This is a genomic window from Nocardioides sp. GCM10023255 (assembly GCF_042653125.1).
In the GTDB taxonomy this organism is placed as follows: Bacteria; Actinomycetota; Actinomycetes; order Propionibacteriales; family Nocardioidaceae; genus Nocardioides.
Map to the genome: position 1 here is coordinate 98958 of NZ_JBHSHU010000012.1, position 19126 is coordinate 118083.

General features: G+C 73.0%; 18 protein-coding genes. 1 reads left to right on the forward strand and 17 read right to left on the reverse strand.

Translation table 11 applies throughout. The features are described 5' to 3' along the window. Positions 1 to 44: 44 nt before the first annotated feature. The 7 genes from ACFO9I_RS19890 to ACFO9I_RS19920 all read right to left on the reverse strand — a co-directional run bounded on the left by ACFO9I_RS19890 (position 45) and on the right by ACFO9I_RS19920 (position 9023). Positions 45 to 383 (reverse strand): P-II family nitrogen regulator, encoded by a 339-nt coding sequence (locus ACFO9I_RS19890; protein WP_379184069.1) that lies wholly within the window; start codon positions 381 to 383, stop codon positions 45 to 47. Further along, positions 380 to 1684, reverse strand: coding sequence for an ammonium transporter (locus ACFO9I_RS19895; RefSeq protein WP_379184071.1), 1305 nt, complete (start codon positions 1682 to 1684; stop codon positions 380 to 382). Before ACFO9I_RS19895 ends, ACFO9I_RS19890 begins: the two co-directional genes overlap by 4 nt. 296 nt (positions 1685 to 1980) lie before the next feature. Next, positions 1981 to 3141, reverse strand: a complete 1161-nt coding sequence (ftsY, locus tag ACFO9I_RS19900) for a signal recognition particle-docking protein FtsY (RefSeq protein ID WP_379184073.1) — start codon at positions 3139 to 3141, stop codon at positions 1981 to 1983. 64 nt (positions 3142 to 3205) lie between these two features. After that, on the reverse strand, positions 3206 to 3442 hold the full coding sequence (locus ACFO9I_RS19905; RefSeq protein WP_379184075.1) for a hypothetical protein: 237 nt from the start codon (positions 3440 to 3442) through the stop codon (positions 3206 to 3208). Between the two features lie 118 nt (positions 3443 to 3560). Next, a complete protein-coding gene (locus ACFO9I_RS19910; protein ID WP_379184077.1) occupies positions 3561 to 4028 on the reverse strand; it encodes an acyl-CoA thioesterase in 468 nt (155 codons plus the stop codon). Further along, positions 4028 to 7582, reverse strand: a complete 3555-nt coding sequence (gene smc / locus ACFO9I_RS19915) for a chromosome segregation protein SMC (protein WP_379184079.1) — start codon at positions 7580 to 7582, stop codon at positions 4028 to 4030. Before smc ends, ACFO9I_RS19910 begins: the two co-directional genes overlap by 1 nt. A gap of 193 nt (positions 7583 to 7775) precedes the next feature. Next, positions 7776 to 9023, reverse strand: a complete 1248-nt coding sequence (locus ACFO9I_RS19920; RefSeq protein ID WP_379184081.1) for an MFS transporter — start codon at positions 9021 to 9023, stop codon at positions 7776 to 7778. A gap of 103 nt (positions 9024 to 9126) precedes the next feature. Between ACFO9I_RS19920 and ACFO9I_RS19925 the strand changes: the two genes are divergently transcribed. Next, positions 9127 to 9549 (forward strand): hypothetical protein, encoded by a 423-nt coding sequence (locus tag ACFO9I_RS19925; protein WP_379184083.1) that lies wholly within the window; start codon positions 9127 to 9129, stop codon positions 9547 to 9549. 91 nt (positions 9550 to 9640) lie between these two features. Here the strand turns inward: ACFO9I_RS19925 and ACFO9I_RS19930 are convergent, their stop codons facing one another. The 10 genes from ACFO9I_RS19930 to ACFO9I_RS19975 form a co-directional block, all read right to left on the reverse strand. Next, complete coding sequence (locus ACFO9I_RS19930; RefSeq protein WP_379184085.1) at positions 9641 to 11140, reverse strand: hypothetical protein; 1500 nt, start codon at positions 11138 to 11140, stop codon at positions 9641 to 9643. 86 nt (positions 11141 to 11226) lie between these two features. Further along, positions 11227 to 11436, reverse strand: coding sequence for a hypothetical protein (locus ACFO9I_RS19935; RefSeq protein ID WP_379184087.1), 210 nt, complete (start codon positions 11434 to 11436; stop codon positions 11227 to 11229). Positions 11437 to 11513: 77 nt separating this feature from the next. Further along, positions 11514 to 12401, reverse strand: coding sequence for a bifunctional DNA-formamidopyrimidine glycosylase/DNA-(apurinic or apyrimidinic site) lyase (mutM, locus tag ACFO9I_RS19940; protein ID WP_379184089.1), 888 nt, complete (start codon positions 12399 to 12401; stop codon positions 11514 to 11516). Positions 12402 to 12416: 15 nt separating this feature from the next. Further along, positions 12417 to 13172: a ribonuclease III gene (gene rnc, locus ACFO9I_RS19945; RefSeq protein ID WP_379184427.1), complete on the reverse strand. Its 756-nt coding sequence runs from the start codon at positions 13170 to 13172 to the stop codon at positions 12417 to 12419. Next, positions 13169 to 13354 carry a 50S ribosomal protein L32 gene (rpmF, locus tag ACFO9I_RS19950; protein ID WP_135080093.1) on the reverse strand — a complete coding sequence of 62 codons (186 nt, stop codon included), beginning with the start codon at positions 13352 to 13354 and terminating at the stop codon, positions 13169 to 13171. Before rpmF ends, rnc begins: the two co-directional genes overlap by 4 nt. A gap of 43 nt (positions 13355 to 13397) precedes the next feature. Next, positions 13398 to 13781, reverse strand: coding sequence for a YceD family protein (locus ACFO9I_RS19955; RefSeq protein ID WP_379184091.1), 384 nt, complete (start codon positions 13779 to 13781; stop codon positions 13398 to 13400). 263 nt (positions 13782 to 14044) lie between these two features. Further along, entirely contained in the window at positions 14045 to 14542 is a 498-nt protein-coding gene (coaD, locus tag ACFO9I_RS19960; protein ID WP_379184093.1) for a pantetheine-phosphate adenylyltransferase, read from the reverse strand. Between the two features lie 3 nt (positions 14543 to 14545). Continuing rightward, positions 14546 to 15163 (reverse strand): 16S rRNA (guanine(966)-N(2))-methyltransferase RsmD, encoded by a 618-nt coding sequence (gene rsmD / locus ACFO9I_RS19965; protein WP_379184095.1) that lies wholly within the window; start codon positions 15161 to 15163, stop codon positions 14546 to 14548. A gap of 13 nt (positions 15164 to 15176) precedes the next feature. Beyond that, positions 15177 to 17417 carry an ATP-dependent DNA helicase RecG gene (locus ACFO9I_RS19970; protein ID WP_379184097.1) on the reverse strand — a complete coding sequence of 747 codons (2241 nt, stop codon included), beginning with the start codon at positions 17415 to 17417 and terminating at the stop codon, positions 15177 to 15179. A 13-nt stretch (positions 17418 to 17430) separates the two neighbouring features. Then, positions 17431 to 19107 carry a DAK2 domain-containing protein gene (locus ACFO9I_RS19975; protein ID WP_379184099.1) on the reverse strand — a complete coding sequence of 559 codons (1677 nt, stop codon included), beginning with the start codon at positions 19105 to 19107 and terminating at the stop codon, positions 17431 to 17433. Between the last annotated feature and the right edge of the window lie 19 nt (positions 19108 to 19126).

Genomic DNA, 19126 nt, shown 5'->3' on the forward strand with positions numbered 1-19126 from the left:
CCCGGCGTACGCGCGGCGTACGCGCGACGCGCCGGGGGCCTCACTCAGAGCGCGGCTTCGTCGCGGTCGCCGGTGCGGACCCGGACGACGGTCTCGACGGGGCTCAGCCACACCTTCCCGTCACCGATCCGGCCGGTCTGGGCGGTCTTGACGACGATGCCGACGACGTCCTCAGCGTCCCCGTCGTCCACCACGATCTCGATGCGGATCTTGGGGACCAGCGCGATGTCGTACTCCGCGCCGCGGTAGACCTCGGTGTGGCCCTTCTGGCGGCCGTAGCCGCTGACCTCGCTGACGGTCATGCCCGTCACGCCGAAGGTCTCGAGGGCCTCGCGGACGTCCTCCCACTTGTGCGGCTTGATGACCGCGGTCACGAGCTTCATGCGTTCGCCCCTTCCGTGACGGTGCTCTTGGCCAGGACCGACGTGGACGGCAGGCCGCCGCTCATGCTGGTCCCGAGGTCGTACGCCGCCTCGCCGTGCTGGTCGGCGTCGATGCCCTCGACCTCGGCCTCGTCGCTGATCCGCCAGCCGAGCGTGTACTTGATCGCCAGGCCGATGAGGGCCGTGAAGAAGGCCGACCACACGATCGCGATGGCCGCCGCGCCGACCTGGTCGCCCAGCGGGCCGAGGCCGCCGCCGTAGAACAGGCCGTCGATGCCGCCGGGGGCGGACGCGGTGGACAGGAAGCCGATCAGCACGGTGCCGACGACACCGCCGACGAGGTGGACGCCCACGACGTCCAGCGAGTCATCGAGGCCGAACCGGTACTTCAGGCCGACCGCGTAGGCGCAGGCCGCGCCGGCGATGGCGCCGATCGCGATGGCACCCGTCGTGTCGACAGCCCCGCAGGAGGGCGTGATCGCGACGAGGCCGGCGACGATGCCCGACGCGGCACCGAGCGAGGTGGCCTTGCCGTGCAGGACCCGCTCGACCGCCAGCCAGGCCAGCATCGCGGCACAGGTGGCGACCGTGGTGTTGAGGAAGGTCACCCCGGTCTCGGACATGAACTGGGCGACGTCCTTCTCCTCGCTCGCGCCGGTGAGCACGATCGAGCCGACGTTGAAGCCGTACCAGCCGAACCACAGCAGACCCGCGCCGACCATGGTCAGCGTCAGGTTGTGCGGCTTCATCGGCTCCTTGGCGAAGCCGATCCGCTTGCCGATGATCAGCGCGAGCACGCCGCCCGCCACACCGGCGTTGATGTGCACGACCGTGCCGCCCGCGTAGTCCTGGGCACCGAGGTGCTCGGAGATGAACCCGCCGCCCCACACCATGTGGCCGAGCGGGAAGTAGCTCAGCGTGACCCACAGCGGGAGGAAGACCACCCACGCGGAGAGCTTGACGCGGTCGGCGATCGCCCCCGAGATCAGCGCCGCGGTGATCACCGCGAACGTCATCTGGAAGCAGACCGCGATGTAGGAGTCCCAGCCCACGTCCTTGAGGCCCCACAGCGAGAACGGGTTGGCGAAGACGCCGCCGACGTCGCTCGGGCCGAAGGACATCGACCAACCCCACAGGACGTAGACGATGCCGACGATCCCGAGGGAGACGTACGACATCATCATCATGTTCAGCACGGACTTCGAGCGGCTCATGCCGCCGTAGAACAGCGCCAGCGCGGGAGTCGTCATCATCAGGACGAGGGCTGTCGCCACGATCATCCAGGCGTAGTAGCCGTCCACAGAACCTCCAGGGATTTCGATCCTTCGAGGACGGAGCACTTGTGCGCCGAGCCCGTGATCTCGACCGCCGACCGCGCTGTCGGCCAGGGCTCCCGCCCCATTGGCAGAAACCCTGCGGCCCGGAGGTTTCGACGTACGCCGCGCTGTGTTGCGGTCAGGAAACGAGTTCCCGCGTCGTGTTACTTCCGTGTGAACGACGCCCCGGATGAATCACCGGTGCACCGGCGATTCCTGACGTTCCCAGCCGGTGCACCGGCTGGGAACGTCAGGAATCGGCTGAGAAGTGCGGGCGGTGGTCAGCCCAGGAGGGCGTCGACGAAGGCGCCCGCGTCGAACGGCGCGAGGTCGTCGGCCCCCTCGCCGAGGCCGACCAGCTTCACCGGGACGCCCAGCTCGCGCTGCACGGCGACCACGATGCCGCCCTTGGCGGAGCCGTCGAGCTTGGTCAGCACGATGCCGGTGACGTCGACGACCTCGCTGAACACGCGGGCCTGGATCATGCCGTTCTGGCCGGTGGTCGCGTCGAGCACCAGCAGCACCTCGGTGACCGGGGCCTGCTTCTCGATGACCCGCTTGACCTTGCCGAGCTCGTCCATCAGGCCGGCCTTGTTCTGCAGCCGCCCGGCGGTGTCAACGATGACGGTGTCGGCGCCGGTGTCGACGCCCTCCTTGACCGCCTCGAAGGCAACGCTGGCCGGGTCGGTGCCCTCGGGACCGCGGACGACGTCGACGCCGACCCGCTCCCCCCACGTGGCCAGCTGCTCGACGGCGGCGGCACGGAAGGTGTCGGCCGCCCCGAGGACCACGCTGCGGTCCTCGGCGACGAGGATGCGGGCGATCTTGCCGACCGAGGTGGTCTTGCCGGCACCGTTGACGCCGACCACGAGCACGACGCCCGGCTTGCCGTCCGCGCCGCTGACCTGGAGGCGACGGTCCATGGTGGGGTCGACCAGGGCGAGCAGCTCCTCGCGGAGCACGGCGCGGGCGTCGGCGCCCTGGCCGCCGTCGACGCGCATCCGGGTGCGCAGCTTCTCGACCAGCTCCTGGGTGGGCGCCACGCCGACGTCGGCGGTCAGCAGGGTGTCCTCGATCGACTCCCAGGTGTCCTCGTCGAGCCGGTCGCGCGAGAGCAGGGCGAGCAGGCCGCGGCCCAGGCCGCTCTGCGAGCCGGCGAGGCGCTGGCGCAGCCGCACCAGGCGGGACGCGGTGCCCTCGGGGCGCTCGAGGACCGGCGCCTCCGGTGCGGCGGGCTCGGTCGGCGCCTCGGGCGCGACGACCGCCGGTTCCTGCGTCGGCGCCTCGACGTCGGCCTCGGTCGGCGGCGGCACGATGACGTCGGTGCCACCTCCGGCCGGGGGCGTCTGGCGGCGGCGGCCACCGACCAGCAGGCCGACGCCGAGGCCCACGACGAGCAGGGCGACCAGCGCGATGACGACGATCAGGGCGAGCAGATCCATGGGGTCAATCCAACCAGAGGGGCCCGGGGGCCGGACGAATCAGGGAACCAGTCGGGAGGAGGGGTCAGGCCGAGCGGCGGGCGTCACCACGACGGGCCGTGAGGCCCGACGCGTGCGCGTCGCCGTCGGGGACGCCGTCGACGTTCTCCACGATGGGCAGCGCCTCCACCGCCTTCGTCATCGCGTCGCCGAGCCACGGTGCGGCGGGCAGCTCCTCGCCCCGGTGCGGGAATGCCACGAAGGCCACGACGAGCCCGGCGAGCACGAGGATGACGAGCATCACGAGGACGATCACGAGCATGGGTGGGTTCCTCCCGGAAGGTGGTCGATGGTGGGCGTACCCCCTTCTCCACCGTCGCACACACCCGTACGCCGACCCGCGTCGGCGCCCCGGGCCGCCGCCGTGGGGGTGGCCGACGTCACTCGGCGGGCCGGCCCCCGTCGGGTGCGACCCGGAGCAGCGGCTCGACGGCGCGGCGGACGAGGACGGGCATCGGGGTCACGGGGCGGGCCGGGTCGACGTTGTCGACGTAGACGTGCACGAAGCGCCCCTCGGCCGCGGCCTCGTCGCCCTCGCCCTGGAAGAGCCCGACGCGGTAGACGACCGAGGAGGTGCCGACCTTGTCCGCCACCACGCCCACGTCCACCGGCTCGGGGTAGCCCACCTCCGCGAAGTAGCGGCAGGAGACCTCGGCCACCACGCCGATGGCCGGCAGCTGACGGATGTCGACGCCGGTGGCCTCGGCGAGGTGGTTGTTGACCACGGTGTCGATCAGCTCGAAGTAGCGGGCGTTGTTCATGTGGCCGTAGACGTCGATGTCGGCCCAGCGGGTGGTGACCCGCTCCCAGTGGACGTACTCGTCGCGGGTCGGTCGCGCTCGCGCCACTACGCGGGCTCCGTCTCGCGCAGCCGCTGGCTGATCACCGCGGAGACGCCGTCGCCGCGCATGGTGACGCCGTACAGCGCGTCGCCGACCTCCATGGTCCGCTTCTGGTGGGTGATGACGAGCAGCTGGGAGTTCTCCCGGAGCTCCTCGTAGATCTCCAGCAGCCGGCCGAGGTTGGTGTCGTCGAGGGCGGCCTCGACCTCGTCGAGGATGTAGAACGGCGACGGTCGGGCCTTGAAGAGCGCGACCAGGAAGGCCACCGCGACCAGGGACCGCTCGCCACCGGAGAGCAGCGAGAGCCGCTTGACCTTCTTGCCCGGCGGCCGCGCCTCGACCTCCACGCCGGTGGTCAGCATGTTGGCGGGATCGGTGAGCACGAGCCGCCCCTCGCCGCCGGGGAACAGCCGGGCGAAGGTGGAGTCGAAGGCGCGCTCGACGTCGGCGTACGCCTCGGTGAACACCTGCTCGACCCGGGTGTCGACCTCCTTGACGATGTCGAGCAGGTCCTTGCGGGTCTTGCGGAGGTCCTCGAGCTGCTCGGTGAGGAACTTGTGCCGCTCCTCCATCGCCGAGAACTCCTCGAGCGCGAGCGGGTTGACCTTCCCGAGCATCGACAGCGCCCGCTCGGCGGCCCGCAGCCGCTTCTGCTGCTCCTCCCGGACGAACGGCACCGGCTCGGGGACCGTGCCGTCCTCGTTCTCGCTGGTCGCCGGGACCGGCTGATCGGGGCCGTAGTCGGCGACCAGCCCGGCCGCGTCGAGACCGAGCTCCTCGAGCGCCTTCTCCTCCAGCTGCTCGATGCGCATCCGCTGCTGGGCGCGCGCCATCTCGTCGCGGTGGACGGAGTTCACGAGCTCGTCGTGCTCGCGCCCCAGGTCGCGCAGGCGGGCGCGGACGTCCATCAGCTCCTGCTCGCGACCCCGACGGGCCTGCTCCACGGCGGCCCGCACCTCCGCGGCCCGGTGCACCGAGACCTCGAGGCGGCCGAGCACGAACGTCGCCGCGGCGCCGACGGCCTCGGCGGCCCTGCCCTCGCGCAGCAGGCGCTCGCGGCGTTCGGCGGCGCGGGCCCGGGCCTCGCGCTCGGCCCGGGCCGCACGGACCAGCGAGTCGGCGCGACCGTGCATGGCACGGGCCCGCTCCTCGGAGGTGCGCAGTGCCAGCCGGGCGTCCATCTCGCCCTGGCGGGCGGTCCGGGCCTCCTCGGCGAGCCGCTCCCGCGCCTCGGTGTCGGGCTCCTCCTCGGGCGCCTCCTCCGCCCGGGCCAGCCGGGCCTCGAGCTCGGCCAGCCCCGCCAGGTCCTGGTCCCGGGCGGCCTCGGCCTTCTCGATCGCCTGGGTGACCCGCTCGGCCTCACCGCGGGCGGCGCGCGCCTGGGAGCCGTACTGCCCGAGCTCCTCGGCGACCGCCGCGAGCGTGGCGTCGGACTCGTGCAGCTTCGCGAGCGCGACGTCGGCGCGCTTCTGCGCCTCGAGCCGCTCGTTCTCCAGGCGGGACATGTCGAAGCCCAGCCGCTCCGAGGAGGCGATCGCCTCGGCCAGCTGCGCGGCGCACTCGTCGACGGCCGCCTGGATCTCGATCAGGCTCGGCTGGCTCGAGGAGCCGCCCGACGCGAAGTGGGCGCCGAGGACGTCGCCCTCGCGGGTGACGGCGGTGACGTCGGGCAGGTCGGCGACCAGGCTGCGCGCGGCGGCCAGGTCGTCGACGACCGCGACCTTGAACAGCAGCCGGGCCAGGCCCGGCCGGAGCTCGTCGGGGCACTCGACGACGTCCACGGCGTACGTCGCGTGGCCGGGCAGGCCGGGCCAGCTGCCGGGCTCCTCCCCGGGAGCGCCGCCGAGCAGCATGCCGGCGCGGCCGAGGTCGTCGTCCTTCAGCAGCCCGATCGCCCGCACGGCGGCGTCCGCGTCGGTCACCGCGACGGCGTCGGCTGCGGACCCGAGGGCCCCGGCGACGGCGGCCTCGTAGCCGGCGCGCACGGTGAGCAGCGCGGCCACCGAGCCGAGCAGCCCCGAGACCGAGTCGGAGGCGGCCAGCAGGGCGCCGGCGCCGTCCTTGCGGTTGAGGCCCATCTCGAGGGCGTCCTTGCGAGCCAGCAGGCCGGTGCGCTCGCGCTCGGCCTGCTGGGCCTCGTCGCGAGCCTTGGCCAGCCGCTCCTCGATGTCGTCGAGCAGGGCGCTGGCGGCCTCGTGCTCGGCGTCGAGACCCTCCTCGCCGGCGTCCAGCCCGGCCACCTTCGTCTCCAGCGAGGTGAAGTCGCGCTGCGCGCGCTCGGCGCGAGCGAGCGCGTCCTGGCGGGCCAGGGTGAGTCGCCCCACCTCGTCGTCGGCGGCCGCGGCGCGGGACTTCAGCGCGTTGACCTGGCCGTGCAGGCGGGCCAGGCCCTCCCGCCGGTCGGCCGCGGCACGCTGGAGGGCGGCCACACGGCGCTCCTCCTCGGCCGCGGCGTCCTCGGCCGCCTTGCGGGCCGCGACCGCCTGCTCGAGGGCGGTGCGGTGGCCGTCGACCTCGGCCGCGATCCGCTGCTCCTGCTCGCGGACCCGCTCCGCCTCGGCCTCGAGCTGCTCCGGGTCGCGGCCGGTGCGCTCCTGGTCGGACTCGGCGGTGCCGGCCGCGTTGCGGACCCGCTCCGCGGCCAGGGACTGGGTGCCGCGCAGGCGCTCCCGGAGACCCGACAGGGCGAACCAGGTCTCCTGTGCGGCGGAGAGCGCCGGCAGGTCCTCGCGGAGGGCCGCCTCGAGCGCGGCCTCGGCCTCGCGGGCGGCCGCGATCGCGGCCTCGACCTGCTCGCGGCGCTCGAGCAGCACCGACTCGTCGGCCAGCTCCTGCTCCAGCGCGGTGCGCGCGGTGACCAGGTCGTCGGCCATCAGCCTGGCCCGGGCGTCCCGGACGTCGGCCTGCACGGCGGCGGCCTTGCGGGCCACCTCGGCCTGCCGGCCCAGCGGCTTGAGCTGGCGCCGGATCTCGGTCAGCAGGTCGTTGAGCCGGGTGAGGTTGCCCTCGGTGGAGTCGAGCTTGCGGAGCGCCTTCTCCTTGCGCTTGCGGTGCTTCAGGACGCCCGCGGCCTCCTCGATGAAGCCGCGGCGGTCCTCCGGGGTCGCGTGCAGGATCGTGTCGAGCTGTCCCTGCCCAACGATCACGTGCATCTCGCGGCCGATGCCGGAGTCCGAGAGCAGCTCCTGCACGTCCAGCAGCCGGCACGAGCTGCCGTTGATGGCGTACTCGGACCCGCCGCTGCGGAACATCGTGCGACTGATCGTGACCTCGGCGTACTCGATCGGCAACGCGCCGTCGGAGTTGTCGATGGTGAGCAGCACCTCGGCGCGACCCAGCGGGGGTCGGCCGGAGGTCCCGGCGAAGATGACGTCGTCCATCTTGCCGCCGCGCAGCGACTTCGCGCTGGCCTCGCCCATCACCCAGGCCAGCGCGTCGACCACGTTGGACTTGCCGGACCCGTTGGGGCCGACGATGCAGGTGATGCCGGGCTCGAGCTGGAGGGTGGTCGAGGAGGCGAAGGACTTGAACCCCTTCAGGGTCAGGCTCTTCAGGTACACCGCGCGGCTCCTCACCATCGTCGGGCCGGCGGGAGGTCCGCAGGCCCATCAAGGGCTCCCGATCAAGGGCACTGAGACGCGGCTGCGTCGTCGCAGCACGCCGAGGGGGAAGCTCAGCGCGACTCACCCTACCGGCCGCCTCCCCCCGTTCCCCGCATCTCGGCGCGTCCGCCCGACCGCGCCGGTACGCCGCTCAGGCGGGTGCGGGCGCCGGCTCCTCGTCCGCGTGGGCGATGTGGGACAGCTGGCCCCAGATCAGCACGACGAACACCGCGGAACCGACGAACGCGAACCAGAACGGCCCGGTGACGCCCCAGTGCCGTGCCACGAGGCCGCCGATGGCGGAGCCGACCACGAGGCCGCCGTAGACGCCCACCATGTTGACGCCGCTCACCCTGCCCTGGAGCTCGGAGGGCACCGCCCTCTGGCGCACCGTGATCGACGTGGTGCCCCAGATGAACGCATGGGCACCGAAGACGAAGAAGATGCCCATGGCCACCCACGGCCGCGTGGTCAGGGCCAGCGCCAGGTGCGTGAGGGTCTCGATGACGAGCCCCACGCGCATGATGTTGCCGAGGGAGACCCGGCGGGTGATCCAGCCGTAGGACAGCGTGCCGAGCAGGCCGCCGACGGCCGAGATCGTCGTGAGCAGCCCGAAGCCGACCGCACCCATCCCGAGGTGCCGGGTGGCGTACAGGACGAGCACCGACCACGCCGCTCCGAAGGTCACGTTGAAGACCAGGATGGTCAGCACCAGGGTCCGGACCGCGGCGTGGTTGCGCACCCAGCGGAACCCCTCGGCGATGTCGCGGCGGATGTGGCTCTGCACGCCGGGCTCGCGGCCGTGCGGCGGGAGCACGATGCGCGACACCAGCACGGCACCGAGCGCGACCAGCACGGCCTGGGTCAGGAACGGCAGCGCCATCGCGGTCGCGAACAGCGCGGCGCCGATCGGCGGGCCGGCCAGCTGGTTGACGGTGATGAAGCCCGTCTGCAACCGGGAGTTGGCCAGCGCGAGGTCGGCGCGGTCCACGAGCATCGGCAGCAGCGTGCTCGAGGTGTTGTCCGCGAACACCTCGGCCGTGCCGAGCAGGAACATCGCCACGAGCACGAGCGTGATCGACACGGTGTCCGTGAGCACCGCGAAGGACAGCAGCACCAGCACCACGGCGCGGAGGAGGTCGACAGTGACCACGATCAGCCGTCGGTCGAGCCGGTCCGCGATCGCCCCCGCGTGCAGGGCGAAGAGCAGCGGCGGCAGCCACTGCAGGAGCGCGGCGAGCGCGACCAGGAACGCGTCGTGCGTCTGCGAGGCGACCAGCAGCGGCCCCGCCGCGAGCGCGATGCCGTCACCGAGGTTGGACACCCACGACGAGGCCAGGAGCCAGCGGAAGCCGCGCCCCAGGCGCTGGGGCACGACGGTCTCGAGGAGGCGGCTCACAAGGAGGGAACGCTAGTCGCCGCCATCACCGCGCGTCACCGGGATTAGTGCGGCCGCGACGGGGCAGCATGCGGGTCCACGACCACCCATCTCGAGGAGACTCATGCACAAGCGAACCATGGCCGCCGTCGTCGCAGCGGTGCTGACGTGCTCGACGGTCGGCGCAGCAGAGGCCGCGCCGGCACCCGCACGAAGCGCGACGAGCATCACCGGCCAGTGGAAGGGCGCCGTCCAGGGCGACGACGGCGGCCCCGCCGGCTACACCGCGAAGGTGACCATCACCAGGAAGGACGGGAAGCTCCACGGGAAGGTCGTCTACCCCGACCTGTGCTCGGGCAATTGGGTCTACAAGGGGAAGAAGAACGGCTGGTTCCGGTTCCGCGAGGTCATCACCAAGGACCCGGGCGCCGCCACCTGCGTCTCCCCGGTGGCCGTGAAGACCCGCCGCAAGGGCGAGAAGCTGCGGGTCGTCTGGCGTGAGCCCGAGTCCGGCGACACCGGGTACATGACCGCCCACCGACGCTGACCCGCGCCGGCGCCGACGCCGGCGAGCACCGGTCGACCCGGACGTCGCACGACCCGCCCTGCGGTGCAGGGCGGGTCGTGCCGTGTCGGGGTCAGCGGCGCCGGGTCCGGCGACGTGCGGCGAGCGCGAGCGCCACGGCGCCCCCGACCAGGCCGAGCGGCACCGCGCCCTCCCGGGCGCGGTCCGCGGTCGAGCTCGACGGGACGGAGCCCGGCTCGGGCTCGGCCCCGACCCCGTCGCCCGGCACGTCGACGGCGTAGACGTCCAGGCCGCGCACGAGGTCGATCGAGTAGACGACGTTGGTCTTCTGGCCGGTCTGCCGGCCCCGGGCGTCGTACGCCGGCACCCACATGCTGTCCCACACCTCCGAGGCACCCCAGACCGCGTGCCCGTAGGACCTCAGGTGGCGCGGATGGCGGGCGTCGACGAGCTGCGTGCCGCCGCCGTAGTACCCGACGGCGACGATCCCGCCCGGACGGAAGTCGAACCAGTGCGAGGAGCAGAAGGCACCCCGCGGCAGCGGGAACGTGCCGAGGTCGGCGAGCTCGACCTTGTCCAGCGGCACGATGGCCGACCTCGTCCCGTCGAGGCGCTTGACCCACCAGGTCTGGAACGAGCCCGCCCGGGAGCAGTCGGTCTGCTCGTAGTCCTCCTCGGTGGTGAGCAGCACGTTGCCGTGCGCGAACGACGGCTTGGCACCCGGCCGGAATGCCTTGGCATGCGGGCGGAACGAGTTGTGCAGGATGAAGTCGTTCCAGCCCGGGTGGCGTGGATCGGTGCCACGCCCGGCCCGGCCGGTGGTCGTGATCAGCCGCGGGTGTGCCGGGCGGTCGGTGCGCCACATCGACGCACCGTTCCAGCCGGTGTGGGTGCCGATGCCGGCGGCGTCGAAGTTCCACTTGTGCCCGGCGGTGGGTGACCAGAACGGCTGCGTGCCGGGCTCCCCGGGCGTGGCGTCGACCTCCCGCGGGTGGTCGAGGTCGCGCAGGTCGAAGATCGAGAAGTGGTCGCCCTCCCCCGCCGAGTAGGCGTAGGTGCAGTTCGCCGACGTCACGCAGGCGACGGTGTGGGTGCTGGTGGTGCCGGGCGCCCGGGACGCGATCACCGGGTCGCGCGGGTCGGTCACGTCCACCACGATCAGCTCGCCGCCCCCGACGTTGGCGTGCTGGACGTCGCCGGGCGACGCCTGCACGCTGTCCACGCCGATGAGCGCGAAGCGTCGGACGCCGTCGGCGGTCCTGCGCTCACCGCAGTTCATCGCCTCGTTCTCGAACAGTGCGTTCGGCAGGACGCCGATCACACTCGGGTGCGCGGCGTCGCTCACGTCCCAGACCCGCACGGAGTCGACCCCGCTGGTCACGAGGATCGGCGCCGTCCGCATGAAGCACCCGGAGATCCCGACCTGGGAGGGGTTCGAGGACAGGTGTGCGACGTTGGGGCTGGCCAGCAGCCCGCCACCGGATCCGCCGGCGAGCACCGCCTGAGCCGGTCGTGGGCCCCCGTGGTCGCCGTGGGCGAGGGCGGGCGGGGCCGCGCCGAGAGCGGCGCCGAGGGCGAGGACGGCGCCGGTGAGCGCGACAACGGGACGCATGGCGGCTCAACGAGCCACCGCGACCGTGGTCACGGACGGTTGCTGCGTCCGCGGTCAGGCGGGCGCAGGCGAGGGTGCAGGGCCGCTCAGGCGGGCTGCATCTCCTGCATCGAGGCGGACTCGAGGTCGAGCAGCACGGCGGCGTGGTCGGCCGCGAGCCGGTCGTTCTCCTCGGAGAGCCGGCGGACGAGAGTCTCCAGCTCACCCACCCTCGCGCGCAGCCGGTCGTTCTCGGCCACGAGTCGGGCGGGGGTCCGCAGGTCGCTGTTCATGTATCCGATCAGCGCCTTGGCCATGGATAAGCCTTCCGGGTGGGAGGGAAGCCCGTGGGTGTCCGGGCCGTCTTCAAGAGTCCCACCGGATCCGCGTGCGGTCAATCTGCCGAAGGCAAAGCCTGACGGGCCACCCGGCGGGCGCGCGGGGCCGGCTGGCAGACGGGGCAGAAGTACGACGACCGGTTCATGAACGCCACCCGGCGGATCGGGGTGCCGCACCGCTCGCAGGGCTCACCCTCGCGGCCGTAGGCGCGCAGCGACCGGTCGAAGTAGCCGGACTCGCCGTTGACGTTGACGTAGAGCGCGTCGAACGACGTGCCGCCCTGGCCGAGCGCGTCGGTCATCACCGCACGGGCGTGGCCCAGCAGCTCGCGGACCTGGGCTGCGGTCAGCCGCTCCCCCGGTCGCTCGCCGTGGATGCGGGCGCGCCACAGGGCCTCGTCGGCGTAGATGTTGCCGACGCCCGAGACGAGGTTCTGGTCCAGCAGCTGCCGCTTGACGCCCGAGGCGCGCCGGCGGACGCGGCGTACGAACTCGTCGTCGTCGAAGTCCGGGTCGAGCGGGTCGCGGGCGATGTGGGCGATCTCGGACGGCAGCTCGGCGCCACCAGCGGAGACGGAGAGGCCGCCGAACATCCGCTGGTCGACGAAGCGCATCTCCCGGCCCTCGTCGGCGCCCTCGAGGGCGAGGCGCACCCGCAGGTGGCGCTCGGCGGGAGCGTCCGGCGGCTGGACCAGGATCTGGCCGCTCATGCCGAGGTGCCCCAGCAGGGCGTCCCCGTTGTCGAGCGGGAGCCAGAGGTACTTGCCGCGGCGACGGGCCGCCTCGATGCGGCGTCCGGTGAGGGCCGCGGCAAAGCCGGCCGGACCACGCAGGTCGCGGCGGACGGGACGGGGGTGCAGGACGTCGACCCGGGTGATGGTGGCGCCGAGGACGTGGCGCTCGAGACCGGCCCGGACGACCTCGACCTCGGGGAGCTCGGGCACGTCAGCTCGGGTGCGTCAGCTGTCGCGCGCGGCGGACTGCGCCGCGCCGATGGCGGGGTCCTCCACACCGAGGTCGGCGGCGATCTCTCCGTACGCCGTCTCGGCGGCGGCCTGCTCGGCCTCCTTCTTGGAGCGGCCCACGCCGTTGCCGTAGAGCCCCTCGCCGACCCTGACCTTGGCGGTGAAGGTCTTCATGTGGTCGGGCCCGTCGTCCTCGATGACGTACTCGGGGACGCCGAGGCCGTGCTCGGCGGAGAGCTCCTGCAGGGAGGTCTTCCAGTCCAGGCCGGCACCCATGGCGGAGGCGGCCTCGATGAGCGGGTCGAACAGCCGGTGCACGACCTCGGCGGAGACGACGAAGCCGCCGCTGAGGTGGACCGCACCGAGCACCGCCTCGACGGTGTCGGACAGGATCGACGCCTTGTTGCGGCCGCCCGTGGACTCCTCGCCGCGGCCGAGCTTGACGTGCTCGCCGAGCCCGATGCCGCGACCCACCTCGGCGAGCGCGCGGGCGTTCACGACCGCGGCACGCAGCTTGGCCAGCCGACCCTCGGAGAGATCGGGGTGCGTCCGGTACAGCGTCTCGGTGACGACGACGCCGAGCACCGAGTCGCCGAGGAACTCCAGGCGCTCGTTGGTCGGCAGTCCGCCGTTCTCGTAGGCGAAGGACCGGTGGGTGAGGGCTCGCTCGAGCAGCTCGGGATCCAGCTCAGGGTTCCCGAGCGCTGCTCGTAGCTCGCCGTAGTTGGTCAGTGGACCGGGTCTGGTCAGAGGACCTGACGACGGTCGGCCCGCGCGCCGTACTGGCCGCACTCGCCGCACGCACGGTGCGGGAGGTGCTTGGCACCGCAGGCGGGGTTCGCGCAGGTCACCAGGGACGGCGCGACGGCCTTCCACTGCGAGCGACGGTGACGCGTGTTGCTGCGCGACATCTTCCGCTTCGGGACAGCCACTGTTCTCTCCTCTTACCTTGACCGGGACGTCCGGCCGCACGTGTTACTCGGGTTGTTCGTGGTCTTGCTCGAGCTTGGTCAGCTTCGCCCACCGCGGGTCGATCGCCGCCTCGTGCCCGTGGTCCGGGTCGTCTGCCAGACGGGCCCCGCACTCGGGGCACAGTCCGGGACAGTCGTCCTGGCACAACGGCTGGAACGGCAGTGCGAGCACCACCGCGTCCCGCAGCAGCGGCTCGAGGTCGAGCAGGTCGCCCTCCAGCTTGCTGACCTCGTCGTCCTCCTCGGAGTGGGACCGGTCGTGAGGGTCGTCGTAGACGAACAGCTCCTGGAACGTCGCGGACAGGTCGTCCGTGATGGGCTCCAGGCACCGCACGCACTCGCCCTCGAGCGCGGCTGTCGCCGTGCCCGTGACCAGCACCCCCTCCATGACCGCCTCCAGCCGCAGGTCCAGTTCGACCGGCGAGCCTTCGGGGACACGAAGGACTTCGATGCCCAGATCTGCCGGTGCCGGAACCGAACGTGTCACCCCGCGCTGGGACCCCGGGCGGCGGCCGAGCTCGCGGGTGTCGAGCACGAGCGGCGCTCTCGGGTCCAGTTTGCTCAGGGGATTCACTTCCAGGTCCGGACAGGACAGATCGCGAAGAATGTTAACGGTCGAGGGCTCGGGACGGCAAAACAGGCCCCCACGGATCAGTCCTCCCCGGACGCCGAGCGTTCGTGGAGGCGCTCGACGAGGCGCCGGTGGACGGAGGCGGGGAGCAGCCCGGACACGTCACCGCCGAACGTCGCCACCTCCTTGACCAGGCTGGAGGCCAGGAAGGAGTACTCGGGGCTGGTCGGCACGAACACCGTCTCCACGTCGGCCAGCGAGGCGTTCATCTGGGCCATCTGCAGCTCGTAGTCGAAGTCGCTGACCGCGCGCAGACCCTTGACGATCGCGTGGATGTCCCGCTCCGCGCAGAACGTCGTCAGCAGGCCCTCGAAGCCGGCGACCTCCACGTTGTCGAAGCCGCTGCAGACGTCCTGGAGCATCTCCATGCGCTCCTCGGCGCTGAACAACCGACGCTTGGACTTGTTGACCCCCACGGCGACCACGACCTCGTCGAAGAGCCGCGAGGCGCGGGAGATGATGTCGAGGTGTCCGTTGGTGACCGGGTCGAAGGATCCGGGACAGACGGCTCGGCGCACTTGCTACTCCTCGGGGGCTGGCGTTGAGGCGGCGTGACCGTACCAGAGCACGGTCTCGCCGTAGCGCTTCTCCCGGGTGCCGCTGAAGCCCTCGGGCCAGCGGGGCTCCGGGCTGCGGGCGGACCGCTCGACGACCACCAGCGCGCCCGGCACGAGCCAGTGCTGGGCCACCAGCGCCCGCAGGTCGGCGGCCACGGCGGTGTCCTCCAGGGGGTACGGCGGGTCGAGGAAGGCGACGTCGTACGGCGCCGCGGGGGGCCGGCGCAACGTGGTCGAGACCGGGGCCGCCACCACGTTGGCCCGGCTGAACCCCAGCGCGCGGGCGTTGTGGGAGATCAGCGCAGCGGTCCGGCGGTCCTGCTCCACCAGCGTGACGACGCCGGCGCCGCGCGACCACGCCTCCAGGCCCACCGCGCCGGAGCCGGCGTACAGGTCGAGGAACCGCAGGCCGTGCAGCGAGCCGCACCACGACTCCACCGCCGAGAAGAGCGCCTCGCGCACCCGGTCGCTCGTCGGCCGCGTGCTGGCGCCGCGCGGCGTCGTGATCCGCCGTCCCCCTGCGGCTCCGCCGATGATCCGCGTCATGCCCCACCCCCGTGCGACAAGGAGAGCCCCGAGCACCCGGCGCGGGCGCTCACGACTTCTCCATGAACTCAGACTGCACCGACCGCTCCATCTCTTCCACCGCCGCGGCCAGGCCCGGAGCCTGGCGCAGCTCGAAGTCGGCGTCGAGCAGGTCCTTGGCCGCCGCGCGGGCGTCGAGGATGGTCTCCTCGTCGCGCAGCACGCGGAGGTTCTGCAGGCTGGACCGGAAGCCGGACTGGTTCTTGCCGAGGACGTCGCCCTCGCGCCGCTGCTCGAGGTCGACCCGGCTCAGCTCGAACCCGTCGGTGGTGCGCGCGACCGCCTCGAGGCGGTCGCGGGCCGGCGAGCCCGTCTCGGCGCGGGTGACCAGCAGGCACAGCCCGTGGTGGCCACCGCGACCCACCCGGCCGCGCAGCTGGTGGAGCTGGGAGACCCCGAACCGGTCGGCGTCGAGGAGCACCATGGCGGTGGCGTTGGCCACGTCGACCCCGACCTCGATCACCGTCGTCGAGACGAGCACGTCGATCTCGCCCGCGGCGAAGGCGCGCATGGTGCGGTCCTTCTCGTCGGCCGCCAGCTTGCCGTGGAGGACCCCGATGCGCAGGCCGGGCAGCCGGGCGTCGGCGAGGTCGGCGGCCACGTCGACCACCGAGCTGAGGCCGGTGCCGGTGCGGTCCACGACGAGGTTGCCGTCCTCGTCGAGGTCGAGCTGGTCCCGCTCCCCCTGCTCCATCTCGTCGCGGACGATGCGCGGGCAGACGACGTAGGCCTGGTGGCCCTTGCCGACCTCCTCGCGCAGCCGCTCCCACACCCGGTTGATCCACAGCGGCTGCTCCCCCAGCGGGACCACGTTGGTCTGGATGGGGGCGCGACCCGACGGGAGCTCGGTCAGCGTGGAGGTCTCGAGGTCACCGAAGACGGTCATCGCGACCGTGCGCGGGATCGGGGTCGCGGTCATGACCAGGACGTGCGGGGGGCTGGCGGCCTTGTCGGTGAGGGCGGCCCGCTGCTCGACGCCGAAGCGGTGCTGCTCGTCGACGACCACGAGGCCGAGGTCGGCGAACATCACCCGGTCCTCGAGCAGCGCGTGGGTGCCCACCACGATGCCGGCCTCGCCGGTGGCGATGCGCGAGAGCGGGGCGGTGCGCTGGGCCTTGGTCATCGAGCCGGTCAGGAGCTCGACGTTGGTGGCGTCGGCGGCGCCGCCGAGCATGCCGCCCGCGGCCAGGTCGCCGAGCATCGCCGTGATCGACCGGTGGTGCTGCTGGGCCAGGACCTCCGTGGGCGCCAGCAGCGCCGCCTGGCCACCCGAGTCGACGGTGCGCAGCATCGCACGCAGCGCCACCACGGTCTTGCCGGAGCCGACCTCGCCCTGGAGCAGCCGGTGCATGGGGTGGGGCTGGGCCAGGTCGGCCTCGATCTCGGCGCCGACGGTCCGCTGGCCCTCGGTGAGCTCGAACTGCAGCCGCGCGTCGAAGGCCTCGAGCAGCCCGCCCGCGCGGCCGGTGCGCGCCTGCGCACCGAGCGCCATCAGCTCGCGCCGCCGTCGGGCGAGCACCAGCTGGGTGACCAGGGCCTCCTCGAAGCGGAACCTGCGCTGCGCGCGGCGCACCTCGCCGAGGTCCTGGGGCGCGTGGATCCAGTGGTAGGCCTCCTGGATGTCGAGCAGCCGGTAGGTCTCCCGCACCTCCGCGGGGAGCAGCTCGGGCACGTCGTCGAGGACCGTGAGCGCGAAGGTCACCGCACGCTGCAGGTCCCAGGAGTCGACGCCCTTGGTCTGCGGGTAGATCGGGTAGAGGTCGCGCATCGCGTCCAGCGACATCTGCGCGGCGTCCTCCTCGCCGGACCCGAACAGCACCGTCTGCGGGTTGGTGAGCTGCCACTCCCCCCGGAAGGTGCCCGCCTTGCCGAGGAAGATCCCGCGGCGCCCGACGCACATCCGGCCGGCCTGCCACTCGCTGATGCGCTGGGACTTGGCGAAGAACGACATGCGCAGGGACGGGCCCTCGGTGCGCACCACGACATCGAGACGGTACGCCGGGCGGCCGGTGCGCCGGTCCTGGTAGGTGTTGACCTTGCTGCGGACCACGTCGCCGACGATCGTCAGCAGCTGTCCTTCCTGCAGGTCCTCCAGCCGCGAGACCTCGCCGGTCTCGAGGTACCTGCGGGGGAAGTGGCGCAGCAGGTCGCCCACCGTGCGCAGCCCGAGCCCCTCCACGATCCCGGTGCGCAGACCGCGCTTGGCGTTGCCCCCGAGCACGGACTCGACGGGTGAGGAGAGGGTGATCATGCGCGGCTCCGGCTCACTCGACCGACATCAGGAGCTGGTAGCGCTCCTGACCCCCGTCGTACACCACGACGTCGACAGCGGGGTGGTGCTCCTCGACCCACGCGGCGCTCCGCGCGGCCAGCTCGGCGGGGTGGGGGTGCGCTGCGGCGTCGTCCGCGGGCGCCCCGGCGACGATCGTGACCAGCTCGCCGCCACCGCCCAGGAGCCGGTCGAGCACGTCGGTGGCCACGGCGTACAGGTCCTCGCCGACGAGCGCGAAGTCGCCCGCGACCACGCCGAGGACGTCACCCGGCTCGCAGGGCCCGGCCATCGTGATGGCCCGACGCGCGGCGATGGTGACGGCCCCGTGCCGGGCGTGCCGGGCGGTGGCCGTCATCTCGAGCACGTCCTGGTCGAAGGTGCGGCCGGGCTCGTGCACGGCCAGCGCCGCCAGCCCCTGCACCTGGGCCTGGGTGGGGATGACCGCGACGCGCAGCCCGTGGTCCTCCTCGGCGGTGCGGGCCGCGATCTCGGCCACCCGCACGGAGTCGGGGTCGTTGGGGAGCACCACCACCTCCACCGCACCGCAGGTGGTGATCGCCTCGAGCAGCTGGCCGGTGGAGGGGCGCCGCCCCGGGCCGCCGTCGACCACCACCGCGCCGGCCTCGACGAACAGCTCGGCCAGGCCGGGGCCGGCGGCCACCGTGACGATGCGCCGACCCGCCCGCTCGCGGGCGCGCTCGCGGGCGCGATCCACCTGCTCGGCGAAGTGTGTGACCCGTACCCGGTGGGGGCGTCCGGCCTCGATGCCCGCCTCGATCGCGGCGCCGACGTCGTCGACGTGGACGTGGACGTTCCAGAGCCCCTCGCCACCCACGACGACCAGCGAGTCGCCGAGGCCGGCCAGGGTCTTGCGCAGCACCGCCACCCGGTCGTCGTCGGCGTCGAGGAGGTACATCACCTCGTAGGCGGGGCCGTCGGCGGTGAGGTCGCCCTCCCGGGCCTCGGGGTGCGGCACGGGGATGTGGTGCCGGCCGAACGGCGCAGTCACGGGCGTCGGGCGGCGCCCGGTGAGCACGGTCTCGGCGGCGTCGAGGATGACGCTCACTCCCCGCCCGCCGGCGTCGACGACCCCGGCGTTGGCCAGCGCCGGGAGCTGCTCGGGGGTCCGCGCCAACGCCTCGCGGGCCGCCGCGGCGGCCGCCGTGAACACGTCGCGGGCGCGGGCGCCGGGGTCGACCGCCCGCTCCTCGGCGGCCTCCGCCGCCGCGCGGGCGACGGTCAGCATGGTGCCCTCGACCGGCGTGCCGACCGCGGCGTAGCTGGCGTCGGCGGCCCGCCGCAGCGCCTCGGCCATGACGACCGCGTTGCGCTCGTCGGGGCGCGACGCGGCGATCCGGTGGCAGATGGCGCCGAGCATCTCGCTGAGGATCACCCCCGAGTTGCCGCGGGCCCCGAGCAGCGCACCGCGGCTGCACGCGGCCAGGGCGGGCCCGCGCTCGGCCCGGGGGTCTCCCCCGGTCGCCTCCCGGATCGCGTCGCGTGCGGCGGAGACGGTGAGGAACATGTTGGTGCCGGTGTCCCCGTCGGGCACCGGGTAGACGTTCAGCGCGTCGATCTCCTCGCGCGCCTGCGCCAGGGCGTCGGTGGCGATGTCGACGAAGCGCAGCACGACGGAGAGCTCGATCGTGCCCCCGTGCGGTACTTCCATCGCCTGCCTCTGCCGCCTG

What these genes read in the sequence shown, in the direction of transcription:
- ACFO9I_RS19955 (WP_379184091.1), bottom strand. Translation starts at nt 13,781, where the DNA reads ATGGAGGGGGTGCTGGTCACGGGCACGGCGACAGCCGCGCTCGAGGGC.
- ACFO9I_RS19925 (WP_379184083.1), top strand. Translation starts at nt 9,127, where the DNA reads ATGCACAAGCGAACCATGGCCGCCGTCGTCGCAGCGGTGCTGACGTGC.
- ACFO9I_RS19975 (WP_379184099.1), bottom strand. Translation starts at nt 19,107, where the DNA reads ATGGAAGTACCGCACGGGGGCACGATCGAGCTCTCCGTCGTGCTGCGC.
- ACFO9I_RS19970 (WP_379184097.1), bottom strand. Translation starts at nt 17,417, where the DNA reads ATGATCACCCTCTCCTCACCCGTCGAGTCCGTGCTCGGGGGCAACGCC.
- ACFO9I_RS19890 (WP_379184069.1), bottom strand. Translation starts at nt 383, where the DNA reads ATGAAGCTCGTGACCGCGGTCATCAAGCCGCACAAGTGGGAGGACGTC.
- ACFO9I_RS19905 (WP_379184075.1), bottom strand. Translation starts at nt 3,442, where the DNA reads ATGCTCGTGATCGTCCTCGTGATGCTCGTCATCCTCGTGCTCGCCGGG.
- ACFO9I_RS19930 (WP_379184085.1), bottom strand. Translation starts at nt 11,140, where the DNA reads ATGCGTCCCGTTGTCGCGCTCACCGGCGCCGTCCTCGCCCTCGGCGCC.
- ftsY (WP_379184073.1), bottom strand. Translation starts at nt 3,141, where the DNA reads ATGGATCTGCTCGCCCTGATCGTCGTCATCGCGCTGGTCGCCCTGCTC.
- ACFO9I_RS19935 (WP_379184087.1), bottom strand. Translation starts at nt 11,436, where the DNA reads ATGGCCAAGGCGCTGATCGGATACATGAACAGCGACCTGCGGACCCCC.